24 protein-coding genes and 1 riboswitch are annotated in these 22,143 nt (G+C 45.1%); of the genes, 21 read left to right on the top strand and 3 right to left on the bottom strand.

Features of this window, described 5'->3' with window-relative positions; translation table 11 throughout:
* The first annotated feature begins 36 nt into the window (after positions 1–36).
* Positions 37–221: riboswitch (cobalamin riboswitch) on the top strand.
* 138 nt (positions 222–359) lie between these two features.
* Genes AC0VYJ_RS20385 through AC0VYJ_RS20325 form a run of 13 tightly spaced genes read left to right on the top strand, consistent with a single transcriptional unit; the run spans position 360 to position 11,444 of the window.
* Positions 360–1,343 carry an ABC transporter substrate-binding protein gene (locus tag AC0VYJ_RS20385; RefSeq protein WP_475366109.1) on the top strand — a complete coding sequence of 328 codons (984 nt, stop codon included), beginning with the start codon at positions 360–362 and terminating at the stop codon, positions 1,341–1,343.
* The gene (locus tag AC0VYJ_RS20380) at positions 1,327–2,367 is read left to right on the top strand and encodes a FecCD family ABC transporter permease (protein WP_475367531.1); all 1,041 of its coding nucleotides are present in this window, start codon (positions 1,327–1,329) and stop codon (positions 2,365–2,367) included. Before AC0VYJ_RS20385 ends, AC0VYJ_RS20380 begins: the two co-directional genes overlap by 17 nt.
* A gap of 2 nt (positions 2,368–2,369) precedes the next feature.
* Positions 2,370–3,839, top strand: a complete 1,470-nt coding sequence (locus AC0VYJ_RS20375; RefSeq protein WP_475366108.1) for an adenosylcobinamide amidohydrolase — start codon at positions 2,370–2,372, stop codon at positions 3,837–3,839.
* Positions 3,836–4,798 carry an adenosylcobinamide-phosphate synthase CbiB gene (gene cbiB, locus AC0VYJ_RS20370; RefSeq protein WP_475366107.1) on the top strand — a complete coding sequence of 321 codons (963 nt, stop codon included), beginning with the start codon at positions 3,836–3,838 and terminating at the stop codon, positions 4,796–4,798. The genes AC0VYJ_RS20375 and cbiB overlap by 4 nt, the downstream gene beginning before the upstream one ends.
* On the top strand, positions 4,776–5,840 hold the full coding sequence (gene cobD / locus AC0VYJ_RS20365) for a threonine-phosphate decarboxylase CobD (protein WP_475366106.1): 1,065 nt from the start codon (positions 4,776–4,778) through the stop codon (positions 5,838–5,840). Before cbiB ends, cobD begins: the two co-directional genes overlap by 23 nt.
* On the top strand, positions 5,828–6,391 hold the full coding sequence (locus AC0VYJ_RS20360) for a bifunctional adenosylcobinamide kinase/adenosylcobinamide-phosphate guanylyltransferase (protein ID WP_475366105.1): 564 nt from the start codon (positions 5,828–5,830) through the stop codon (positions 6,389–6,391). The genes cobD and AC0VYJ_RS20360 overlap by 13 nt, the downstream gene beginning before the upstream one ends.
* Positions 6,388–7,875 carry a cobyric acid synthase gene (locus AC0VYJ_RS20355; protein ID WP_475366104.1) on the top strand — a complete coding sequence of 496 codons (1,488 nt, stop codon included), beginning with the start codon at positions 6,388–6,390 and terminating at the stop codon, positions 7,873–7,875. The genes AC0VYJ_RS20360 and AC0VYJ_RS20355 overlap by 4 nt, the downstream gene beginning before the upstream one ends.
* Positions 7,872–8,663 carry an adenosylcobinamide-GDP ribazoletransferase gene (gene cobS / locus AC0VYJ_RS20350; RefSeq protein WP_475366103.1) on the top strand — a complete coding sequence of 264 codons (792 nt, stop codon included), beginning with the start codon at positions 7,872–7,874 and terminating at the stop codon, positions 8,661–8,663. The genes AC0VYJ_RS20355 and cobS overlap by 4 nt, the downstream gene beginning before the upstream one ends.
* Entirely contained in the window at positions 8,621–9,235 is a 615-nt protein-coding gene (locus tag AC0VYJ_RS20345) for a histidine phosphatase family protein (RefSeq protein ID WP_475366102.1), read from the top strand. Before cobS ends, AC0VYJ_RS20345 begins: the two co-directional genes overlap by 43 nt.
* Positions 9,187–9,621 carry a bifunctional adenosylcobinamide kinase/adenosylcobinamide-phosphate guanylyltransferase gene (locus AC0VYJ_RS20340; protein WP_194218468.1) on the top strand — a complete coding sequence of 145 codons (435 nt, stop codon included), beginning with the start codon at positions 9,187–9,189 and terminating at the stop codon, positions 9,619–9,621. Before AC0VYJ_RS20345 ends, AC0VYJ_RS20340 begins: the two co-directional genes overlap by 49 nt.
* Before the next feature lie 16 nt (positions 9,622–9,637).
* A complete protein-coding gene (locus AC0VYJ_RS20335; protein WP_283153395.1) occupies positions 9,638–10,228 on the top strand; it encodes a cob(I)yrinic acid a,c-diamide adenosyltransferase in 591 nt (196 codons plus the stop codon).
* 2 nt (positions 10,229–10,230) lie between these two features.
* Positions 10,231–10,716 carry an ECF transporter S component gene (locus AC0VYJ_RS20330; RefSeq protein WP_475366101.1) on the top strand — a complete coding sequence of 162 codons (486 nt, stop codon included), beginning with the start codon at positions 10,231–10,233 and terminating at the stop codon, positions 10,714–10,716.
* The gene (locus AC0VYJ_RS20325; protein WP_475366100.1) at positions 10,713–11,444 is read left to right on the top strand and encodes an ATP-binding protein; all 732 of its coding nucleotides are present in this window, start codon (positions 10,713–10,715) and stop codon (positions 11,442–11,444) included. The genes AC0VYJ_RS20330 and AC0VYJ_RS20325 overlap by 4 nt, the downstream gene beginning before the upstream one ends.
* A 77-nt stretch (positions 11,445–11,521) precedes the next feature.
* Here AC0VYJ_RS20325 and AC0VYJ_RS20320 read toward each other — a convergent pair whose 3' ends face one another.
* Together AC0VYJ_RS20320 and AC0VYJ_RS20315 are read right to left on the bottom strand one after the other, a co-directional pair.
* A complete protein-coding gene (locus AC0VYJ_RS20320) occupies positions 11,522–11,686 on the bottom strand; it encodes a Fur-regulated basic protein FbpA (RefSeq protein WP_194218472.1) in 165 nt (54 codons plus the stop codon).
* A 236-nt stretch (positions 11,687–11,922) separates the two neighbouring features.
* Positions 11,923–12,540, bottom strand: a complete 618-nt coding sequence (locus AC0VYJ_RS20315) for a cell wall hydrolase (protein WP_475366099.1) — start codon at positions 12,538–12,540, stop codon at positions 11,923–11,925.
* A 515-nt stretch (positions 12,541–13,055) separates the two neighbouring features.
* Here AC0VYJ_RS20315 and AC0VYJ_RS20310 point away from each other — a divergent pair.
* Complete coding sequence (locus tag AC0VYJ_RS20310) at positions 13,056–14,459, top strand: cell wall-binding repeat-containing protein (RefSeq protein WP_475366098.1); 1,404 nt, start codon at positions 13,056–13,058, stop codon at positions 14,457–14,459.
* A gap of 492 nt (positions 14,460–14,951) precedes the next feature.
* Positions 14,952–15,116 carry a hypothetical protein gene (locus AC0VYJ_RS20305; protein WP_194218498.1) on the top strand — a complete coding sequence of 55 codons (165 nt, stop codon included), beginning with the start codon at positions 14,952–14,954 and terminating at the stop codon, positions 15,114–15,116.
* Positions 15,117–15,170: 54 nt separating this feature from the next.
* Here AC0VYJ_RS20305 and AC0VYJ_RS20300 read toward each other — a convergent pair whose 3' ends face one another.
* Entirely contained in the window at positions 15,171–16,076 is a 906-nt protein-coding gene (locus tag AC0VYJ_RS20300; protein ID WP_475366097.1) for an LCP family glycopolymer transferase, read from the bottom strand.
* 234 nt (positions 16,077–16,310) lie between these two features.
* On the opposite strand from AC0VYJ_RS20300, the gene AC0VYJ_RS20295 reads away from it, so the two are divergent.
* The 6 genes from AC0VYJ_RS20295 to AC0VYJ_RS20270 all read left to right on the top strand — a co-directional run bounded on the left by AC0VYJ_RS20295 (position 16,311) and on the right by AC0VYJ_RS20270 (position 22,141).
* Complete coding sequence (locus AC0VYJ_RS20295; RefSeq protein ID WP_475366096.1) at positions 16,311–17,075, top strand: tyrosine-protein phosphatase; 765 nt, start codon at positions 16,311–16,313, stop codon at positions 17,073–17,075.
* Positions 17,076–17,329: 254 nt separating this feature from the next.
* Positions 17,330–18,070 carry a YveK family protein gene (locus AC0VYJ_RS20290; protein WP_475366095.1) on the top strand — a complete coding sequence of 247 codons (741 nt, stop codon included), beginning with the start codon at positions 17,330–17,332 and terminating at the stop codon, positions 18,068–18,070.
* Positions 18,060–18,761, top strand: a complete 702-nt coding sequence (locus tag AC0VYJ_RS20285) for a CpsD/CapB family tyrosine-protein kinase (protein ID WP_475366094.1) — start codon at positions 18,060–18,062, stop codon at positions 18,759–18,761. Before AC0VYJ_RS20290 ends, AC0VYJ_RS20285 begins: the two co-directional genes overlap by 11 nt.
* Before the next feature lie 105 nt (positions 18,762–18,866).
* A complete protein-coding gene (locus tag AC0VYJ_RS20280; protein WP_475366093.1) occupies positions 18,867–19,019 on the top strand; it encodes a hypothetical protein in 153 nt (50 codons plus the stop codon).
* Complete coding sequence (locus AC0VYJ_RS20275; protein WP_475366092.1) at positions 19,020–20,843, top strand: polysaccharide biosynthesis protein; 1,824 nt, start codon at positions 19,020–19,022, stop codon at positions 20,841–20,843.
* Positions 20,844–21,031: 188 nt separating this feature from the next.
* Positions 21,032–22,141 carry a DegT/DnrJ/EryC1/StrS family aminotransferase gene (locus tag AC0VYJ_RS20270; protein WP_475366091.1) on the top strand — a complete coding sequence of 370 codons (1,110 nt, stop codon included), beginning with the start codon at positions 21,032–21,034 and terminating at the stop codon, positions 22,139–22,141.
* The last annotated feature ends 2 nt before the right edge of the window (positions 22,142–22,143 follow it).

Below are 22,143 nucleotides of genomic sequence, written 5' to 3'. Positions count from 1 at the left end.
ACTCCCGCAATCATGTATAATAAACCTGTTACCAATTACATAGTGATCGATTCAGGTGTCTTTTCAATGAAGACTTAATAGGGAAGCTGGTGCAATTCCAGCGCGGTCCCGCCACTGTAAATGGTCGCCTGCTGCAGAATCCACTGTTCGTAACAGCGAATGGGAAGGAGCAGCATGCGATAACCATGAGCCAGGAGACCTGCCTGAGTCTAGCGCGAACAGCCTACGAGGATAGGGATGTGCGAACGGATTCAGGTGCTGCCTTTGGCACACCGTTACTTCCATTCGACCATCTTCATGCCCTCGTGCGTGGGGATTTTTTAGTTTAGAGACATCAGAAAACAGGAGGAGAAACACACATGAAAAAGCTTTATTCACTACTCGTTTTACTTTTTCTCGTTACAGGAATCATCGCAGGTTGCGGAGCGAGTGAAGAGAACAGCGCGACAAATGAAGGAAATGCGAATACAGAGCAAGCTGAACAGTCAGAAGATAGCGCTTTCCCAGTAACGATAACGGATGCATTGGACCAGGATGTTACGATCGAAAAAGATCCTGAAAAAATTGTCTCCTTAATCCCGAGTAACACTGAGATCCTTTTCGACCTGGGAGCAGGGGAAGAAGTCGTTGGCGTATCTGACTTCGCCAACTATCCGGAAGAAACGGCTGATATCGAAAAAATCGGCGGCATGGAATTTAACGTGGAGAAAATCATTTCTCTAAAGCCTGATCTCGTACTTGCACACGGCTCAAGCGCACATAACTCAGAAGCAGGTCTACAGCAGCTTCGTGATGCTGGAATCACCGTACTCGTTGTGAACGATGCGAAAAGCTTCGATGAAGTGTACGCTTCCATCGAAATGATCGGACAAGCAACTGGTGAAACGGAAGAAGCGGAAACAACGATCGATGAAATGAAGCAAGATCTTGAAGACATTCAAGCAAAAGCAGAAAGCATTAGTGAAGAAGATCAGAAAAATGTCTTCGTCGAAGTTGCCCCTGCGCCTGAAATCTACTCTCCAGGGAAGAATACGTTTATGGATGACATGCTAACGATGATTCACGCGAAGAACGTGACGCACGATCAGGAAGGCTGGAACCAGGTGGATCAGGAAGCGATTATCGAAGCGAATCCTGACGTGATCATCACAACGTACGGCTACTATACAGAGAAGCCAGTTGAACAAGTGTTAAGCCGCGACGGCTGGCAGGACGTAACGGCTGTCAAAGAAGAGCAGGTTGTTGACGTACACTCTGACCTCGTTACGCGCTCTGGCCCTCGTCTTACTGAAGGAGTAGAGGAACTTGCAAAAGCGGTTTACCCGGATGTTTTTGCTGAATAAACGGTTCATTGCCTATCCGATTGCGATAGCACTCTTAATTGGTGCCATGCTCCTTGGCATTTCAATCGGTACTGTTTCAGTTCCAGTGCTTACCATTCTAAAATTAATCGGAAGCGAAGTTTTGCACCTTCCATTCATAGGCAAAACCGATCCAATGTTTACAACAATTGTGATGGATATTCGCTTGCCGCGCGTCATTTTGGCAGGTCTTGTGGGGGCGTCTCTTGCGATAGCAGGGGCCGCCTTTCAAGGTCTTTTGCGTAATCCACTAGCGGATCCGTACGTGCTCGGCGTTTCATCCGGAGCATCAGTTGGAGCGGTACTCGTGCTGTTTTTCAACCTGTCCATTCCGTTTGTCGGCATGTTCACCCTACCAGTTATGAGCATCGCTGCATCGATTCTCACGATTTTTCTCGTGCTCTTTTTCGCACGACAAATAGAGCGATCGATGCGCGTGGAGACGATCATCCTAACAGGAATTGTGTTTAGCTCATTTCTTGGCTCACTTCTGTCACTTATGATCGCTTTAACTGGAGAGGAGCTTCGTCAAATTATCGGCTGGCTCCTTGGAAGCGTGTCGATGCGAGGATGGGAATATATCGGAATTATTCTTCCCTTTTTCATCATCGGCTCAGGGATCCTGCTCTTTAGCAGCAGGGAGCTGAACGCAATGTCGTTTGGTGAAGAACGCGCTCAGCATATCGGCGTGAACGTCGCGAAACGAAAGCTTTGGATTCTCATCGGCGGCTCGATTTTAACAGGGGCAGCTGTTGCGGTTTCAGGAACGATTGGTTTCGTTGGCCTTGTGATTCCGCATTTAACGCGCCTTCTATGGGGCCCGGATCACAGGCATTTACTGCCACTATCCATTTTACTTGGAGCTGCTTTTCTGATCATCGCTGATTTGATTTCACGAACGATCATTTCACCAACTGAACTACCGATTGGCGTCATCACATCGCTCATCGGTGCCCCGGTGTTTGCCATTATTTTAATACGAAGACGTAAGGAAAGAAGAGGATAAGCATGCTAAGCGTACATTCTGTTACAGGAGGATACCCCGGTCACGACGTACTTGATGACATTTCGTTTGATGTGAATCAAGGTGAGCTTCTCGGGATCGTTGGACCAAACGGAAGCGGCAAAACGACTATTTTTAAAATGGTTAGCGGCATTCTAAAGGCAAAGTCCGGCTCAATCATGCTCAAAGATAAGCCGCTCTCAAGCTACTCAGCGAAACAGCTAGCGCGCGTGCTCGCGGTTCTTCCACAGCATGCGGATCAGGCTTTTCCTTATACCGTTAAAGAAACCGTTTCGCTCGGACGCTACGCCCATCAGACGGGATGGTTTCAAATGTGGAGCGAGCATGACGAGGCGGTTGTACAGCGTACAATGGAGCAAACGGGAATCGCCGCCTTCGCGGATAACTACGTGAACGAACTCTCAGGCGGTGAGCGTCAGCGCGTCTTTCTCGCACAGGCGCTTGCGCAGGAACCCGAGATTCTCTTATTAGACGAGCCGACGAACCACCTCGACCTTTCTTATCAAAAAGAACTGCTCGATCTCTTAAAAAAATGGACGCGCGAACAGGGGCTAACGGTGATTTCGATTTTTCACGACTTGAATCTGGCAGGTCTGTACTGTGACCGCCTACTTCTTCTTGAAAATGGGAAAATCAACATGCACAACAAGCCAAATGACGTCCTAAACGAACAGCGCATTCAATCGGTTTATCGGACAAAAATTGAAAAGCATCCGCATCCGACCGTTCCAAAGCCACAAATGCTCTTATTACCAGAAAAACAGGCAGAGGATCAACGCGATCTCACTATTGATGAGCGCTACCTTGAGCGGTCAGAAAACATGATCACGCTCACGACACCATTTCCGCTTCGGACGATGTCTTCGGGTGTTGTAGGATCTGGTACTGGCTGGTATCGCACATTCGTCAACCGCCACGTCCCTAAAAGCTACAGCTGCTCAGATCATAAAGAAGAAATGGCGACGTTTTTAGAGGAGCATGACATCGATCCGACAGAAACAGTTGGCATGATGACGGCTGTTCGACTAGAGGATGTCTCTTACCGCTTAATAGAAGATGAAGGCGTTTCGGTGTTTGTCGTTGTAACGGCAGGCGTTGGAAACGCCGTCGATGCATCGAAAAGCGCAGAGCACGTATACGAGCCGCTCCCTGGAACGATCAACACGTGGATTTTCGTGAACGGAACGCTCACAGATGAAGCATTCATCCAAAGCATCATGACCGCAACGGAATCAAAAGTTAAAGTCATGCACGACCAGCAAGTAAAAGACTCGGTGACAGGCACCATAGCAACAGGTACTTCTACAGACAGCATTCTGATCGCCGCGACACAGCGTGGACAGCATCAGGCATACGCGGGCACGATCACAACGCTCGGAAAATTGATTAGCCTCGGCGTTTACAACTGTACGACAGAGGCACTTGAAAAGTACCGTACGAGGCTCTCGCTATGATCATGTATCACCTTCTTGCGATTAGCCTGGCTTTTTTTCTAGATCTGCTGATTGGCGATCCACCAAAATGGCCGCATCCAGTGAAGTGGTTTGGCTCACTTATCAGCTTTCTCGACAAACGCTGGAACTATGGTGCGAACCGCAAACAAAAAGGTGCCCTCATGACGCTCACCGTTCTTGTCGTCGTGATCACTCTAACCGGTTTGACCGTTTTTCTTGCTTACAACCTTCACCCGCTTGTGGGGATTTTCTTTGAAGGTATTCTCATCGCAACTACGATTTCGCAGAAAAGCTTGCGACAGGCGGCACTGGACGTATATAAGCCGCTTCAGCAAGGCGATATGACAGAAGCACGACGCAAGCTTTCCTGGATCGTTGGTCGTGATACAGATCATCTCGATGAAAGTGAAATCGTGCGAGGCACTGTTGAAACGGTCGCTGAGAACACTAGCGACGGCATTACAGCACCGCTATTTTGGGCGCTCATCGGCGGTAGCGTTGGGGCGGTGGCCTACCGAGCGATTAACACGTGTGATTCAATGGTTGGCTATCGAAACGAAAAATACGAAGCATTTGGCTATACCTCTGCGAAGCTTGATGACGCTGTGAACTGGATTCCAAGTCGCATCACAGGCTGCTGTATGATGCTTTCCATAAAGCCGGAGCATACCGCAAGAAGCCGCGCCTGGCACGTTCTATTTCGCGATGCAAAACAGCATCCGAGTCCAAACAGCGGCTGGGGTGAAGCGGCAACGGCAGCGCTTCTCGGCGTGCAGCTTGGCGGGATGAACACATATAAAGGCATCGTTTCAAACCGTGCGCTTATCGGTGACGCCATCATTAAGCTAAGCGCCATACATATTGCAAAAGCGATTGCGATCATGAATCGCACGAGCATTCTTTTTCTATTTATTTTATGGATCGGAGGGCTTTTCATTGCTACCATCACACGGCTCTAATCCGCACTATTTATACGATTCGCTGAGCATCGCACAGCCCGAGGAGACACTCGATTTCAGCGCAAATCTGAATCCACTCGGCCCTCCACAGACGCTGATCGAAAAGTGGCCAGACGCTTTTAACCTCGTCACAACATACCCTGATCCCCACGCCGCCTCGCTAACGAAAAAGCTTGCAGCGATGCACAGTACGGAAGTAAGTCACGTTCTCGTAGGGAACGGTGGTGCTGAGCTGATTACGCTCGTCGGCCGTTTTCTTTTTCATAAACGAGTTTGCATCGTGCAGCCTGCTTTTTCAGAGTATGAAGAAGCGTGCCGTAGTGCAGGCTGCGAAATCACTTACCATACGCTTGAAGAGGGGTGGCGTCTCGATCCAAACCCACTTATTGAAAAAATGAATCACCTTGACGCCATTTTTCTCTGCACGCCAAATAACCCAACTGGTGTTTCGTACGATGCTGAATTAGTCAGAACCTTGATTGCTGAAGCGGAAAAGCGAGATTGCTACCTGATCATCGATGAGGCCTTCGCTGACTTTTTACAAAAAGAGCCCAGCTATACCTTCGAGCTTATGACAAATAAGAAACTCATCATTTTGCGCTCGTTAACGAAAATGTTCGCCATTCCAGGCTTGCGTCTAGGTTATATGATGGCGGATTCTGAAGTGATTAGCGCAGTTAAAAAGCTCAAGCCACACTGGAGCGTCAACGCTTTGGCGCTTATGGCTGGTGAGATTTGTATCGAAGAACAGGCGTATACGACGGCAACGCGAAAGTTCATTGAGGAAGAGCGGGAGAAGCTCCAGCTCTTTTTTGAAAAGCATCGCTATATTTACTCACGTTCGAGCGTGAATTTTTATTTGCTAAAAGATCCTGATCAAACCGATCAAGCGCCGCTCATGCACTACTTGATGAAAAACGGCATCGTCCCAAGGCATACGGAGAACTTTCCAGGTCTTAACGGGCGATGGCTCAGATTTGCGATTCGAACATCTGATGAAAACGACCGACTCATGGAGGTGCTAGCATCATGGCGAAGCTAATCTTTATAACCGGTGGCGTGAGGAGCGGGAAAAGTCGTTTTGCGGAAAAACGAGCAGCTTCGGTCCGGACAGCAAATAGCACGCTTCATTACATCGCCTGCGGTCAGGCAAGTGACGTAGAGATGGAAGCGCGAATTCGCCGTCACCAGCAGGATAGGGAAAAAGCCATCGTTCCATGGCAAACAGTCGAATGTCCAAAGGATGTAGGAAGCGCGACCTCACACCTTGGGGCAAACGCGGTTGTTTTGCTTGATTGCGTGACAACGCTTCTATCTAATGAATTGTTTCAAAACAGAGACTGGTCAAACGCCATCTTTCAGGAACAGACGAAACAGAAAATTCAGCTTGATATCGAAAAACTTAACGAAAGCTCAGAAGCCCTCGTCATTGTTAGCAATGAACTTGGGCATGAACCGTTAGATGGGGAACTTGTCTCCGTTTATGCGCGATTGCTTGGTGAGATTCATCAGTGGATTGTTAGCCAAGCGGACGAAGCTTATCTGATTGAAATGGGCCTGCCGCAGGTTATGAAGGGAGACGGAATCACATGAAGGGTGTCATGATTCAAGGCACGGCATCAGACGTTGGCAAAAGCTTGATCGTGACGGTCCTCTGCCGTCTTCTTGCAAACGAAGGCTATGCCGTCGCTCCGTTTAAATCACAAAACATGTCGAACAATTCTTACGTAACAATGGAAGGTAAAGAGATCGGAAGGGCACAGGGCGCGCAGGCAGAAGCCGCTAGAACCGAAGCGAGCGTCTGGATGAATCCGATTCTCCTAAAACCAAGATCCGATCAGCATGCGGAAGTGATTCAGTTCGGAACCTCTTACCGTACGCTCTCGGGTAAAGATTACCGAGAATCGTACTACGAGATGGGCATAGAAAGCATTGAGCGTGCGCTCGAGCATCTACAACAGAACTATGATGTGGTTGTGATGGAAGGAGCGGGCAGCCCGGTTGAAGTCAATTTAAAAGATCGCGAGCTCGTGAACATGAAGGTGGCTGAAATGGCCGATGTACCTGTCATTCTTGTGGCGGATATCGATCGCGGTGGCGTGTTTGCAAGCATCGTCGGCACGCTTGAGCTCCTGGATGCTCACGAGCGCAAGCGGGTAAAAGGCATCATCATTAACAAATTTCGTGGCGATCCAGCGCTCTTCGAAGATGGCATCACATGGCTTGAAGAGCGAACCGGTCTACCAATGATCGGCGTCCTTCCTTACGTGGAGCATCATGTGGAAGGGGAGGATTCTCTCTCGCTTACCGATCGGTTTACACAGAAAAAGGGCGCGCTTGAAATCGTCGTGCTTCAGCTACCGTTTGTTTCGAACTATAGCGATATAGAGCCGTTTAACGATGAGGACGTCACGGTTCGCTGGGTGCAGCACTCGGATGAAGTTGGCGAGCCAGATGCAGTCATTATTCCTGGAACGAAAAGTACCATCCGTGATTTGGATTGGTTGAAGGATCGAGGTTTTAACGACGTGTTACAAAGCTACATAGCACGTGGCGGAAGCGTTGTTGGCATATGCGGCGGCTATCAAATGCTAACGGAGACGCTGATGGATCCTTATGGCGCAGATACAGGGGAGCCTGGGAAAACGGTTGAAGGAATGGGGCTCATTCCCGCGCAAACGTCGTTTCATAAAGAAAAAACTATTGTACGAGTGAGCGGTTCACTGCATTCAGCTACTAATTTAGCAATGCCAATCGAAGGCTATGAAATTCATCTAGGGGAAACACTTTTTGCTCATACATCAAAACCTTTTCTCCAGATCGAGGGTCGGCCTGAAGGCTACTATGGTGAAGGAGGTCGCGTGATTGGTACGTATTTGCATCATCTTTTTCATAACGATGAATGGCGAACCGAGTGGCTGAATCGTCTGCGAACGCGGAAAGGATTACCGCAACAAAAGCAACTCAACCGTACTAGTATGAAAGAGAAAACGTACGATCATCTCGCTAACCAGCTGAAGCCACACTTGAACTGGGAGCTTATGAAAAGCATCATGTTTCAGCGTGAGCGCCAATGAGTTTGTGGCAAGGATTTCTTATTAATGTGCAATTTTTCACCGTTATCCCGGTGCGACGCGAACTTCCAATGGAGCGGGAGCCGTTAACGCGCTCGGTTCAAACGTTTCCGATTCTTGGACTGCTTCAAGGTATGCTATCGGCAGCGCTTCTCTACGGGCTCATCGAATGGACGCCTTTTTCATCACTAGCGATTGCGTTCATTACATGGGTGTTTCTGATGGCGCTAACGGGTGGTCTTCATCTTGACGGCTGGATGGATGCAAGCGATGCGTTTTTCTCGTATCGCGATCTAGGGAAACGTCTTGAGATTATGAAGGATCCACGGACAGGGGCTTTCGGCGTGCTGTCGGTGATTGTGCTTCTCTCGGCAAGGTTTCTTTTTCTTTATGAAATCATTCAAATGGCGACGTTCAGCTCGTATCTCCTCATTGCGTCCATCCCCTTTTTTAGCAAAAGTGTGATGGGATATTTTCTGTTAAGCATTCAACCTTCGAAACAAGAGGGGCTTGCTTACTTTTTTCAGAAATCGATTCAGCGATCAAGCTTATGGATTTATCCGATTTATTGGATCATGCTCATCGGAATGATGGTGCTACTCTCACCGGAGGTTTCTCTAGGCATGCTGTTGTTAAGTGCAATGACAGTTCTTTTTACGATCGCGATGAGAAGAAAGATACTTAGCTGGTTTAAAGGCGTAACCGGAGATGTGCTCGGCGCGAGCGTTGAAGGGATGGAGGTGATCTTATGGATGAGCGTGTGGCTATTACATTATTTCGTCATGGGATAACGGATGATAACAAGCGCGGGGCTTATATTGGCTGGACAGATACACCGCTTAATGAAGCCGCTGAACTTGCTACAGTCGACGCTGATCAGTATGATCTTATTTTCACGAGCGACTTGCAGCGATGCATGCAAACAGCGAAACGTCTCTTTCCGAATCGGAAAAGAATTCCCGTGCCGCTGTTGCGGGAAATCCTGTTTGGGGAATGGGAAGGAAAAACGTATGCCGACCTTGAACATGATATCCAATACAGAAGCTGGATTGATGATCCATTCACCATCTCTCCACCCGGAGGTGAGAACTACGCTCAATTTGGTCAGCGAGTTGAGGAAGGGTTCAAATCGGTTGTCGAACAGGTCATTGAATCACAGAATCAGAGAGGCATCGTGATTACACATGGAGGCGTTATTCGCTATTTGCTTACCAAGTATGCCCCAGAAAAGCGTTCGTTTTGGGAATGGAAAGTTCCCCACGGTTCAGGAATTGAGTTTGAATGGAAACGAGATGATTTAAGGAGGGATATGCGATGCACTTCGTTACAGGAGGTGCCTATAACGGCAAATCGAAATGGGTGAAAACGTTCTATGGATTAACGGAGGATCACTGCTGGAGATCCGCTTATGACCAAATGAAAATCCCGCTTAATGTAAGTCGCTTCTACGGAGATGTCGTTGTTCTTGAAGGTGTAGAACAGTGGATTAAAGGACTTACGGCTGACTCGGGACATGAAGAATGCCGGGCGATCTGGCAGTCGCTACTAGGCATCTGGCGCTCGTGGGAAAGCGAGCAACATGAGCGGACGGTCGTGATCATAGGCGCGGATATTACTAAAGGAATTGTACCAATGGAAAAAGAAGAGCGTGAATGGCGTGATTTAACAGGATGGGCGTACCAGGATTTAGCGGCCATAGCGGACCGTGTTGATGTGATTTGGTACGGACTCAATCAACAGCTAAAATAATCGAGGGGGAATAGGGATGAGAATTTATACACGAACAGGTGACGAGGGAAAAACGAGCATTATCGGGGGAAGAGTCGATAAAGACGATGTACGAGTAGAAGCTTACGGCACGGTAGATGAAGCGAACGGCTTCGTCGGACAGGCAATCGTAGAGTTAAGCGAGCTTGGCTCCGATAAATTCACGGATCTTCTAGAAGATTTGGAGAAAATTCAGCACGAGCTTTTTGACTGTGGCGGCGACCTTGCGAACGTCTCACCAAAACGAGAAATGAAGCTAATGGAAGAGTCGATTACGTACCTTGAAGGACGCATCGATGAATTTATTGAAGAAGCGCCAGCGCTTGAGAAATTCATCTTACCAGGTGGAAGCAAGCCGTCCGCAACGATTCATATCGCTCGCACAATCACACGTCGCGCCGAGCGCCACGTCGTTACGTTAAATAAAGTAGAAGAAAACATCCCACCCGTCCCTATGAAATACTTAAACCGCCTATCAGATTACTTTTTCGCCCTTGCTCGCGTGATCAACTTCCGTTTGAACGTAAAAGACGTGGAGTACGCAAGAAGCGCAAAAGTGTTCCGTGGCGGCAAACGTAAAGGAGAGTAGGCATGTCGGGAAAACGCGCAAGCCTTCTCGCTATGTTCATTGCACTATCCGTTGTTGGCGCGCTTATTAAAATTCCTTCCGTTATCGGAAGCGTTGCGCTCGATGCTTTTCCAGCGCTCGTAGCCGCCGTTCTCCTCGGAAGCAGGAGCGGTGCGCTGATCGCAGGATTCGGTCATTTACTATCTGCGCTTATTGTCGGCTTTCCGCTCGGTCCCATGCATCTGCTAATCGCGGCAGAAATGGCGGTGCTTGTTTGGTTGTTCGGTGCGCTTTATGAGAAAAGTAAACGAAAAACGGCTGTTGGACTCTTTTTAATAGGAAACGGAGTTGTTGCTCCATTACCGTTTCTTTTTATGCTCGGCACGGGGTTTTACATGGCGATTATGCCAGGACTAGTTGTTGCGTCAGCGATCAATCTCGTACTTGCAATGGCTCTTATCCCACGCTTAGCGACGATTTTTGAGAAAAAAGGACTTGCGAGCTTATGAGAGACGGTACGGTCATCCCGCTCGATAACGAATACCTCGTGATCACAAGCGATAACAGCGGAGGCATCGGAGAGAAAGAGCATGATATCGTGAACGTGCCATATGATGTGCTTTCTTACTTCGCTTTTCGCGTTGCCATAATGGAAAATATCGCGCATGGAGCAACGCCACTTTCTGTCGTTTTACATAACTTCTGCGGCGGCACAAAGTGGGAGGAGCTTGTAAGCGGCATCGAGCGAGGAAAAAGAGAATTAGGCATGAACAAGCTTACGATCACAGGAAGCTCTGAAACAAATATGGCGCTTCTTCAATCAGCACTTGGCGTTGTGGTAATTGGACGGAAGCAACGTAACGAACTTCCTGAAGTATCGCTAAGTGACGGTATCCGATTCGCCGTAATCGGTAAACCGCTCGTTGGAGATGAAGTGATGAACGAGCCGAATGCGATAGCACCACTTGATCTTTTTCAGTGGGTGAGTGAGCAGGAAGGCGTTCGAGCTGTGCTACCTGTTGGATCAAAAGGAATATTGTATGAGTTGAATGAGCTTCTAGCTGAAGATGAAGTGACGGCTGAAAAGATACAGGTAGAGCTAGATGTTCATAAATCATCAGGACCTTCTACTTGTTTTATTGTCGCTTATCGAGAAGAGGTAGAGGAGCAGCTACGTGAACGAGCGGGTAGGCTTCTTCATGTAGTGGAAATAAAAAGGGGTCAGGCACGTGCCTGACCCCACATACAAACAAAAACCGCGCATTGTCCGCCTGAGGCAGACAATGCGCGGTTTTCTATCTATTGAACTACTCTTCACAATGTTTTCATACGATTTTCTCTCTCATACTTCTTCTCAAGCTCAGTTAAGGTAAGGCTATGAAGTTGAGTAAGGTCTTCTCGATTGTGTGGTGAATTTAGTAACTTACGAATTAGGTAGGTTCGACGATCAATCATGCCTTTTCGGAGTTGAACTCCCATGAACACAACCTCCTTCCTTTACTATCACGTTTGACTCTAGCATAACGCGTTTTGCTTCTTTTGTGTGTTAAGAAATTGTGAAGAAATTAACAAAGAATGTGGGAAAGGAGCGTTGTGAAATGAAGGCGGTGCGGTGAAGGGTGAAGGGGGTCAGGCGCGCGCCTGACCCCCTTCACATACAAAAAAGAAGCAAAGTCCATCTCACACGGACTTTGCTTCTTTCAATCCATTATTCTCTACCGCGCATACACATGCTGCCCAATCGTCTTAATCACATCACGCGAATAAATCCATTCATCGGACACGCCACTCGGGTTGTAGTAATACGTTGCACCTCCAGATGGATCCCATCCGAAGTACGCATCCTTAGCAGCGCGATAAGAAGAAGCATCAGGCGTGAGCCAGTACTGGCCATCATTCAAAGCGGTAAACGCATTCTGCTGATAAATCACCCCGTATGTACTCCCTGGAAACGAAGAGGATTGAACGCGATTCAAGATAACAGCGGCGACCGCAACCTTACCTTCATAGAGCTCACCACGAGATTCACCATGAACAACATGTGCGATCATCTCAAGATTGCTTAGCATGTTCAGCGTATTCGTACCCGCTACGCCATCTGCGCTAAGTCCAAAATCCGCCTGGAAATCACGAACCGCCTCTTTCGTAACCGATCCATAATAGCCCGTTGGCGTCGTATGGAAGTAATCGAGCTTCTCTAAAATTGACTGCATGTGCTGAACTTCTGATCCTCTTGATCCCGTGTCCATCATTGCTGATGCATTGTCCTCTAAGACGAATAAATAAAAGCATGATGCAAGGATAAGAGAACCAAGTACATTTAAGAATTTCATTAGCAAGCCCCTCTCAATTAAGATAACTTCCATTATAGTATAGGAAAACGAGGAAAGATATGGAACAGAATACCTCAACTTAAATGAAAGAAAATAACATCGATAATCTAGTTTTAACCAGAATAAGGAATAGTAGAGGTTCATTCTACCTAATCACTTTCCAATCTGCACTCTTTTATAAAAGACAAGCGGTCCACTCCAGGCGCTCAAATCTTCTTAGAAAATGAAACATGAAACAGCAGCATAAATGTTCTTGGTGGGAAGAATGCTGTCGGAGAAGGTGGTGAGGACGACCTTAAGATCTTATTTGGTTAATGAATAGGGAAAACTCAGACCCACGTCTGAGCTATATATTTAATCGAAGAAAAAACTTCCTATTCGACAAAAACAGCCTATAGCGCAACACTCGTTTCTCCTATATAATCCTCTTAGTGTAAAGAAATGGAAGGGTGATGAAGGAGCAGGGACATGCTCGTTTTGCTTAAAAAATGAGAATGATAGGGGAAAAGATCCGAATGAAAAAAGTACTTGGACTAGTATCAACCGCACTCCTGGCAGGAAGCCTCATCGGTGGGCCAGTTGCCTCTGCCTCCACCCACGATGCGCTTATGAAAAAAGCGCAGAAAATGACGATGAACGAAGGTAATGATGACTGGGAATACATCTCTGAAGTCGAACCAAATAATAGTTTCAAAGAAGCAAATCCCTTCATAAATGATGACGTCATGACCGGTAAATTAACCGATCAGGATCAAGATTTCTATAAATTCGAAGTCGAAGCAGACGAGCCAGTCTCCTTATCTTTCGGTGCAGGTACGGATGAAGAAGAGCCAACAATGGAGCTTTGGGTTGATCTTTATGATGAGAATCAGAAGAAAATCACACCTGATTACGAAGAAGGCGAATACGGTTACTACGGAGGGATCGAGGAGCTTGAGCCTGGAACCTACTATTTCAGAGTCACGGATTCCGCTAATAAAAATAATAACGTAGACTACTATTTTTCCGCCTTCACGTACTCCAATGATCCAATCGTTATGAGGATCGCAGGGGAAGATCGCTACGAGACAGCGGTTGAAATCGCCAAGACAGGATTTGAAGAAGGCTACACCAGACACGTGGTTCTTGCGACAGGACAAAATTTCCCTGACGCCCTTGCAGGAGCGCCACTTGCTTATCAATATAGCGCGCCAATCCTTCTCACCCGAACGAAAGAGCTACCTGCTTCTGTGAAAGAAGCACTAACCTATTTTGGAACAGAGCACGTCACGATCCTTGGTGGGCAAACAGCTGTTTCAAAAAATGTGGAAAAGTCCCTCACAAAAATGGGCATCACATTCGATCGTATTGAAGGAAAAGATCGCTACGAAACAGCTGCCAAAATTGCGAAAGAAATCGATCCATATTTCAGTGATACAGCGTTTGTCACCTACGGAGGTAACTTCCCAGATGCGTTATCTGTCGCCTCCATTGCAGCTTTTCAAGGAAGTCCGATTTTATTAACAAAAACAAAAGAAATTCCAGCTGTAACAGCAAAAGCATTAAAAAAGTACAATGACACATACGTTATTGGCGGAACGGCCGTTGTCAGCAACACGGTCTTCAACAAGCTCCCACATCCAAAGCGGATCTCAGGAGAAAACCGCTATGATACATCTGTTCAGGTGGCAAAGCAACTCGATACGTCGGGGTATGCAGTTAACCTCGCAACGGGTGAAAACTTCGCAGATGCTCTTTCCGGCTCCGTTCTTGCCGCAAACTTCTACGAGCCTGTTCTCCTAACGAGAAAGGACGAGCTACCTAAGGAAGTTAAAAAACTATTTATGGATAAAGATACATTCTTCTTCACGATCTTCGGTGGGCCGAATGCGATTAGTGAAGATGTAGAGGATGAGATTTGGGAGATGTTTGGAGAATAGGAGAGCATAAACAAAATATAAGTAAAATGAAAGAAGGACAGTGCCCGGGCACTGTCCTTCTTTCATTTTATATCAACTTACTACGCTTAACATAATCTTCGCCCACCCAAACAATGCGATCCAGAGAGGAATACTTAATGAGACGCCCCATACCATTCCTTTAGCAAAATTGCCTTCTTCCTGGTAATGCATATGCTCATCCCCTTTGACTGAAAGTCCATCCGGTTAAGGCAGGGTGACTTTCATCTATCATACATGAAAACGCAATCATAATCTGTCGTTCTACGAAAAAGAATCAGGCGTGTTTTGGTTCATTTTGTTTAAACCCTCTTACTAGAGTATACCCCGTTTAAGCAATTGATATACCGGTTAATAGAATGTAGAGAAGAAGCGCTAAATAAATTTACAGATAATTAACAATCATTCTATGGAAATTACTTGAAAACGGTGGTATAATCGCCAAATAGTTTACTAGAAAACGGAGGATTTGGAATGAAAGGGAAAGAGAATCAAAACCCGATGTGGGATGAATTACAGCAATTTGTGCAGCAGGTTGAGGGAGAAGCGAAGCAGGCAGGCGAGGCGAAGCCTTACATAGACCAGATTCGAGACATCCTATCAAAGAACATGTCACTATCAAAACTAGAAATAGAATAGCAGAAAGAAAGCCTCTTCCATTTCAATTGGAAGAGGCTTTCTTTTACTAATTAGCTAGCTAATTTCAAGATGGTCCTTCAGCTTCTGTGTAATCGACTGCTTCTCTTGATCAGATACGATGTAATACCAGAGACCGTCAATCATCTCACCGCTGCCATCAATTTCGAACGTTTCCATGTTATTGCGAGCGCCTTTGTAGTTCTTAAAAATATCATTCATTTCTTTAAACGTCATGTTCGTCTTAACGTTGCTACCGACTGCTTCAAGCAGGTCATCGATTTTATTAATGCTTCCAACGTTAGCGCCTTTGTCGATAATGGCCTTAATGATTTCACGCTGGCGATCGTTTCGTCCAAGGTCACCTTTCGGATCTTCATAGCGCATGCGAGAGAAAGCGAGAGCTTCGTCTGCATTTAAGCTTACTTCACCTTTAGGGAAGGTGTAGCCACCGTAGTCGAACGCAAATGGATTGTCTACTGTAACGCCATTCAATGCGGATACCACATCTTCAAATGCTTCCATATTTACTTTAAAATAATAGTCAATCGGAACATCGAGGAAATTCTCAACTGTATCCATTGCCATTTCAACGCCACCGTATGCGTAGGCGTGGTTCATTTTCTCAACAGTACCGCGACCGATAATTTCCGTTCGCGTATCGCGTGGGATATTGAACATGATCATTGAATTGTCATTTGGGTTTACTGTAATCATAATCATTGTGTCGGAGCGCCCCTGATCATTCTCTCGTTCATCAACCCCCATTAAGAGAATCGAGATCGGGTCTTTCTCCTTCGTCTCTACTTTATCCGCTCTTAGTGTAGAGGTTTCACGGCTAATGGGCTCATGCATATCGCTTGCAGTGTCTTTGACGGAGTCATATAAATAATAGGCGTAGCCACCACCTGCTAGTACAAGAACACCAAGAATGACACCAACAATAATAAGGAACTTCTTCATTTTACATTCCAGCTTTCCATAGAGTAGTTGTCTGATTGAAAGGTTAAAAGTCTATCTTTCATTATAAGTCGAACTATTTTGCAAAGTAAATACCTACCAGAAAATGATCAGCTTGAGATGCACAAAGTTGAAGATTATGGTAACATCATAAAAAGACGTTCTTCAAAAAGAACATGCCGGTTTCTATAAAACAATGAATAGAACATGCTACAGCAAAGAAAGGGGAATGGGGAAATGATTGATATCCACTGTCATATCTTACCCGGAATCGATGATGGCGCCCAAGAGTTAAAGGATAGTCTTGAAATGGCACGTCAGGCACAATCGCAGGGCATTACCCAAATTGTCGCAAGCCCTCACCATAAGAATGGAAGCTATAATAACAACTTGCAAGACATTCTGTCAGAAGTAAATCTACTAAACAAAGAACTAGTGAGAGAAGGAATCGATCTAGAGATTCTTCCTGGTCAGGAAGTTAGAATATACGGAGAGATGGAAGAGGATCTTAATGTGGATCTTCTTACCGTTAACAATTCAGGGGTTTACATGCTAATTGAATTTCCATCAAGCCATTTGCCGCGCTATGCAAATAAGCTCCTATTTGATCTTCAGTTAAAAGGGGTCGTTCCCATTATCGTTCATCCCGAGCGAAACCGCGAGATCATGGAAGATCCGTCGAAGCTCTATCGTTTAATTAAAGAAGGCTCGCTTAGTCAGGTAACGGCATCGAGTGTAACGGGGAGGATGGGAAAGAAGATTAAGAAATTCTCGCTTGATTTGCTTTCTCATAACCTGGCCCACTTCATCGCATCCGATTCACATAACACGACAACGAGGCCGTTTGATTTAAGGGACGCTTATGAAACGGTTGAAAAAGAGTTAGGGACATCTTTCCGGTACATGATTCAAGAAAATCCAGAGGATATGATCAAAGGGAAGATGATCGACAAGGACATTCCGGAACGAATCAAAAAGAAAAAAGTTCTTGGACTGTTTTAATAGCGAAAAAACACGAAAATCCGCTTGTTTAAAAATGAGCGGATTTTTCCTATGAAGAAATTTCGTTAAATTTTTGTAAAGGAAGCGTTTTCTTCGACACTATTCGACACCGTTCTATGTATCTATCTTACTATTTAAGGAATTAATGGTTTTGACGTAAAAAAAACCCTAAATTTTACTGATTTTCTGTGTTATAGTAAAACCTGTAATTCTTTCTGTACCAAAATAAATTACGATTGCGTTGGAGGCACCTTATGGAAGAAACGATTAGTTTAAAGGAAATATTCGAAGTACTCAAAAAACGTCTTGCACTCATTCTACTTATTACTCTACTCGCTACAGCAACGAGCGGTGTTGTCTCTTATTTCTTTCTTACCCCAATTTATGAAACTTCAACCCAAATTCTAGTAAATCAAAAAGCAGATTCCGAAAATGGATTTGACTATAACCAAATAAAAACAAACGTGGACCTTATTAATACATATAGCGTCATTATTAAAAGTCCAACGATTCTTGACGATGTAAAAGAAGAACTCTCTTTAGATATGACAACAAGTGAGCTTAATAACAAAATTTCAGTAAGCAATGCGCAAAACTCTCAAGTTGTTTCATTATCTGTTACAGATCCTGATCCTGCGGTTGCGGTTGATATCGCGAATAAAACAGCAAGCGTATTTGAAAAAGAAATTAGCAACATTATGAATGTCGATAACGTTAGCATTCTTTCAAAAGCTGGCTTTGAAGGCACACCTTCTCCAGTGAATCCAAATCCGGTCTTGAACATGGCGATCGCATTCGTCGTTGGATTAATGATTGGTGTTGGACTAGCATTCTTACTTGAATACCTGGATAACACGATTAAATCAGAAGAAGATATCGAGAAAGTACTTGGTGTTCCTGTACTTGGAACAATCGCCGTCATTGAAGACAAGGAAGCAGGCATCTCCAAGAACAAAGGCAAAAAGTCAGTAAGGGGTGAAGCAGTTGAGTCGTAAAGAGCGTGGAGCTATTAAAGTTGACAAAGAAAGAAGTCTTTTAACGCATCAAAACCCTAAGTCACCAATTGCAGAGCAATACCGAACGATCCGAACGAATATTCAATTCGCTTCCGTTGAAGAAGACATGCGTACGATCATGGTCACTTCTTCTGGTCCAATGGAAGGGAAATCTACAACGATCGCGAACCTTGGTGTTGTGCTCGCACAGCAAGGAAAAAAGGTTTTGATTGCTGATACGGATCTTCGTAAACCAACAGTTCACTATACATTCCGCGTAATGAACACAAGAGGATTAACAAATGTGCTTACGCGTCAAGCGGAGTTAACGGATGTTACGACTGCAACAGAAGTACCGAATCTAGACGTGCTAACAAGCGGTCCAGTTCCACCGAATCCATCTGAACTTCTTGGTTCAAAAGCAATGGATGCACTAATAGAAGAAGCACTTACGCACTATGACATTATACTCTTCGACTGTCCTCCAGTACTTGCGGTGGCAGATTCGCAAATTATCGCGAATAAAGTTCAGGGAACAGTACTTGTCATTAGTAGCGGAACGACCGAACGAGAAGCGGCAGTAAAAGCAAAAGAGCGACTTGATTCAGCTAAGGGGAAGCTGCTTGGGGTTGTGCTTAACCGTAAGAAAATGAAAGATGGTAGCTATTATTACTATTACGCGCAGAAATAAATAGGAAAATACTTCTTTAGGGAAGTATTTTTTTGGGAGAATAGCGTGACTTAAGATGCGCGCCTTAAGTCACCGGAAGCGTTTATCAAAAGGGGGAGTGGTGAAATGAAGGGGACGGATCAATTGCCTAAATCGATTCGAAAAGCCATTCGGTACATTAAGCAAGATGCACCAGATCAGAAGCTGCTAGAAATTCAGGGGTTATTGAACAGATCCATTGAAGAGCGTATAACAAAATCAAAAGTGGGGTGCAAGTAAATGACATATCGAAAGCGGTTATCGTCGTTAATCGTGATAGATTCATTGATTGTAGCTTTTGCGATTTTTATTAGTAGCTTTCTTTTAAATTATCATGATTTTCTATCATCAAAACCTATCATAGCTAGCTCGATTGTACTTTTACTTGGGCATCATTTCTTTTCATACTATTACAAACTATACAAACGAGCATGGCAGTATGCGAGTATCGGGGAACTAGTCGTTATTTTCCGGGTTGTGACATTTTCGATCGCTCTAGCAGCAGTAGCACAGTTTGTTATGCTACAGGATATCTACTTCCGAGCACTTTCGATCACGTGGATGATTCATATGCTACTGATCGGTGGATCACGCTTTGCATGGCGAATGTTCCGAGATACGTATATGAATACGAAGAATAAGAAAAAGCGCGTTCTCGTTATCGGTGCTGGCTCAGCAGGTCGAATGATCGTTAGGCAGTTAAGGCAAAGTGTTGATTCTGACTTGAATCCAATTGGCTTTATCGATGATGATATCCGAAAACAAAACTTAGAAATCATGGGCGTTCCTGTACTTGGCTCTACGGATGATATCGAAGGACAAGTGAGAAAGCTTGAAATCGATAATATCGTTATTGCGATTCCATCTCTCTCTAAAGGTGAGATGAAACGTATCTATGAAGAATGCTCGAAAACAAAAGCGAAAACGCAAATCATTCCAATGATTGAAGACTTAATGACGGGTAAACTGTCGATCAACAGCTTCCGTGATGTAAAAGTAGAAGATTTATTAGGCCGCGAGCCGATTAAATTGGATACGGATAATATCGCAGAAACGCTAACTGGGAAAACCGTTCTCGTAACGGGTGCTGGCGGTTCAATCGGTTCTGAAATCTGTCGCCAGGTATCGAAATTTAATCCAGATCAAGTTGTTCTACTCGGTCACGGTGAAAACAGCATTTATACAATTGAAATGGAACTCCGCAATACATATGGTGATACCATTACGTTCATTCCAGTGATTGCGGACGTACAGGATCGTGAACGCCTTGGCGAAGTGATGAAAACGCACCGTCCAAATGTTGTGTATCATGCAGCAGCACATAAGCACGTTCCTTTAATGGAAGCAAACCCGCATGAGTCGGTGAAAAATAATGTCATCGGGACAAAGAATGTTGCCGAAGCCGCAAGTGATGCGGATGTTGATACGTTCGTGATGGTATCAACAGATAAAGCCGTTAACCCAACAAGCGTCATGGGGGCAACGAAGCGTCTGGCGGAAATGATCGTCCAACAAATGGACAAGATCAGTGCAACAAGATTCGTAGCGGTTCGATTTGGTAACGTTCTTGGAAGTCGGGGTAGCGTTATTCCACTCTTTAAGAAGCAAATTCAAAAGGGTGGACCAGTTACCGTCACGCATCCGGATATGGTTCGTTACTTTATGACGATCCCAGAAGCGTCGAGACTTGTTATTCAAGCTGGCGCCATGGCAAAAGGCGGAGAAATTTTCGTTCTTGATATGGGAGAGCCGGTTAAGATTGTGGATCTTGCGGAAAACCTCATTAAATTATCCGGTTACTCCGTTGATGAAATCGGGATTAAATTTGCAGGCGTGCGACCTGGGGAGAAGCTGTATGAAGAGCTTCTTGGGAAAGATGAGGTTCATGACGAGCAGATTTATCCGAAGATTTATGTTGGGAAGTCGATTAATGCGGATTTGAGCGTTGTGATGGATTTTGTTGGTAGGTTTGAGGGGATGGATAAGTTGGGTGTTCGAGAGAGGGCTTTGGATATTGCGCATAATCGCATAACTTCTCAAGAAGAATTGTTATATGCAAAGTAATCCTTCTCTAATTATCTAATTTTAAAAGTTAAGGTGCTGAGTGGTCATCCACCCAGTGCCTCTAACTTTGCTGTTTTAGTGGATTAGTAGTTAGTTTGAAGAAAACATATTCAGTTAAGTACTAAGCAACTAAACGTAATGCAATGATACATAGTAATAGACTACAGCATGGAAGGAAGTACTTAACAATGAGAGATCGGATTTTTCTCGCATCACCTCATATGAGTGATGAAGGATATGAACTGCAATATGTGAATGAAGCGTTTGAAACAAACTGGATCGCACCGCTTGGAACAAACGTAAATGAATTCGAGAATGAGCTCGCTACAAAAGTAGGATCTAAATCAGCAGCTGCTCTCTCATCAGGAACTGCAGCAATTCACCTTGCCTTAAAAGCAGCTGGAGTGGAAGAAGGCGACATTGTTTTTTGCCCAACTCTCACGTTCTCAGCTACAGCTAATCCAATTATTTATCAACATGCGACTCCGGTCTTTATTGATAGTAATGAAGAAACATGGAACATGTGTCCGAAAGCGTTGGAAGAAGCTTTTACGAAATATCCTGAAGTTAAGGCTGTTATCGTTGTTCATCTTTATGGACTATCAGCAGATATGGATCAAATCGTAGCACTTTGCAAAAAACATAACGTAACACTTATTGAAGATGCTGCGGAAAGTCTTGGTACTTATTACAAAGGCCAGCATACGGGAACATTTGGTGATTATGGCATTTTTTCTTTTAACGGTAATAAAATCATCACTACTTCCGGTGGCGGAATGCTCGTTTCGAATAATGAAGAGAAAATTGCTAAAGCGAGATTCTGGGCTACGCAATCTAGAGATACGGCGAGACACTATCAGCATAGTGAACTTGGGTTTAACTACCGAATGAGTAATGTTGTTGCTGGAATTGGTAGAGGCCAGCTTAAAGTCCTAGATCAGCGAGTTGAAAAGAAACGAGCGATTTATGAGTTTTATAAAAAGGAACTTGGCGAGCTTGAAGGTGTAGAGTTTATGCCCGCAAATGAGTGGGATTATGCTAACCACTGGTTAAGTGCGATGACGTTGAATGGTAGTGTTCGACCACTTGATGTGATGGAAGCATTGGAAGCAGAAAATATTGAATCAAGACCGATTTGGAAGCCGATGCATTTGCAGCCGTTTTTTGAGAAGTATGATTTTGTTGGCACGGATGTTAGTGAGTGGTTGTTTGAGAATGGAGTTTGTTTACCGTCGGATACGAAGATGACGGATGGGGACTTGGAGAGGGTTGTTGATATTGTTAAGGGGTTGTGGTGAGG

The organism is Anaerobacillus sp. 63XJN7_5_ISO-PGPR-S23-430, assembly GCF_056173695.1.
Note: the sequence above shows the minus strand (reverse complement) of the source record. Positions and strands in the feature narration are given on the sequence as shown.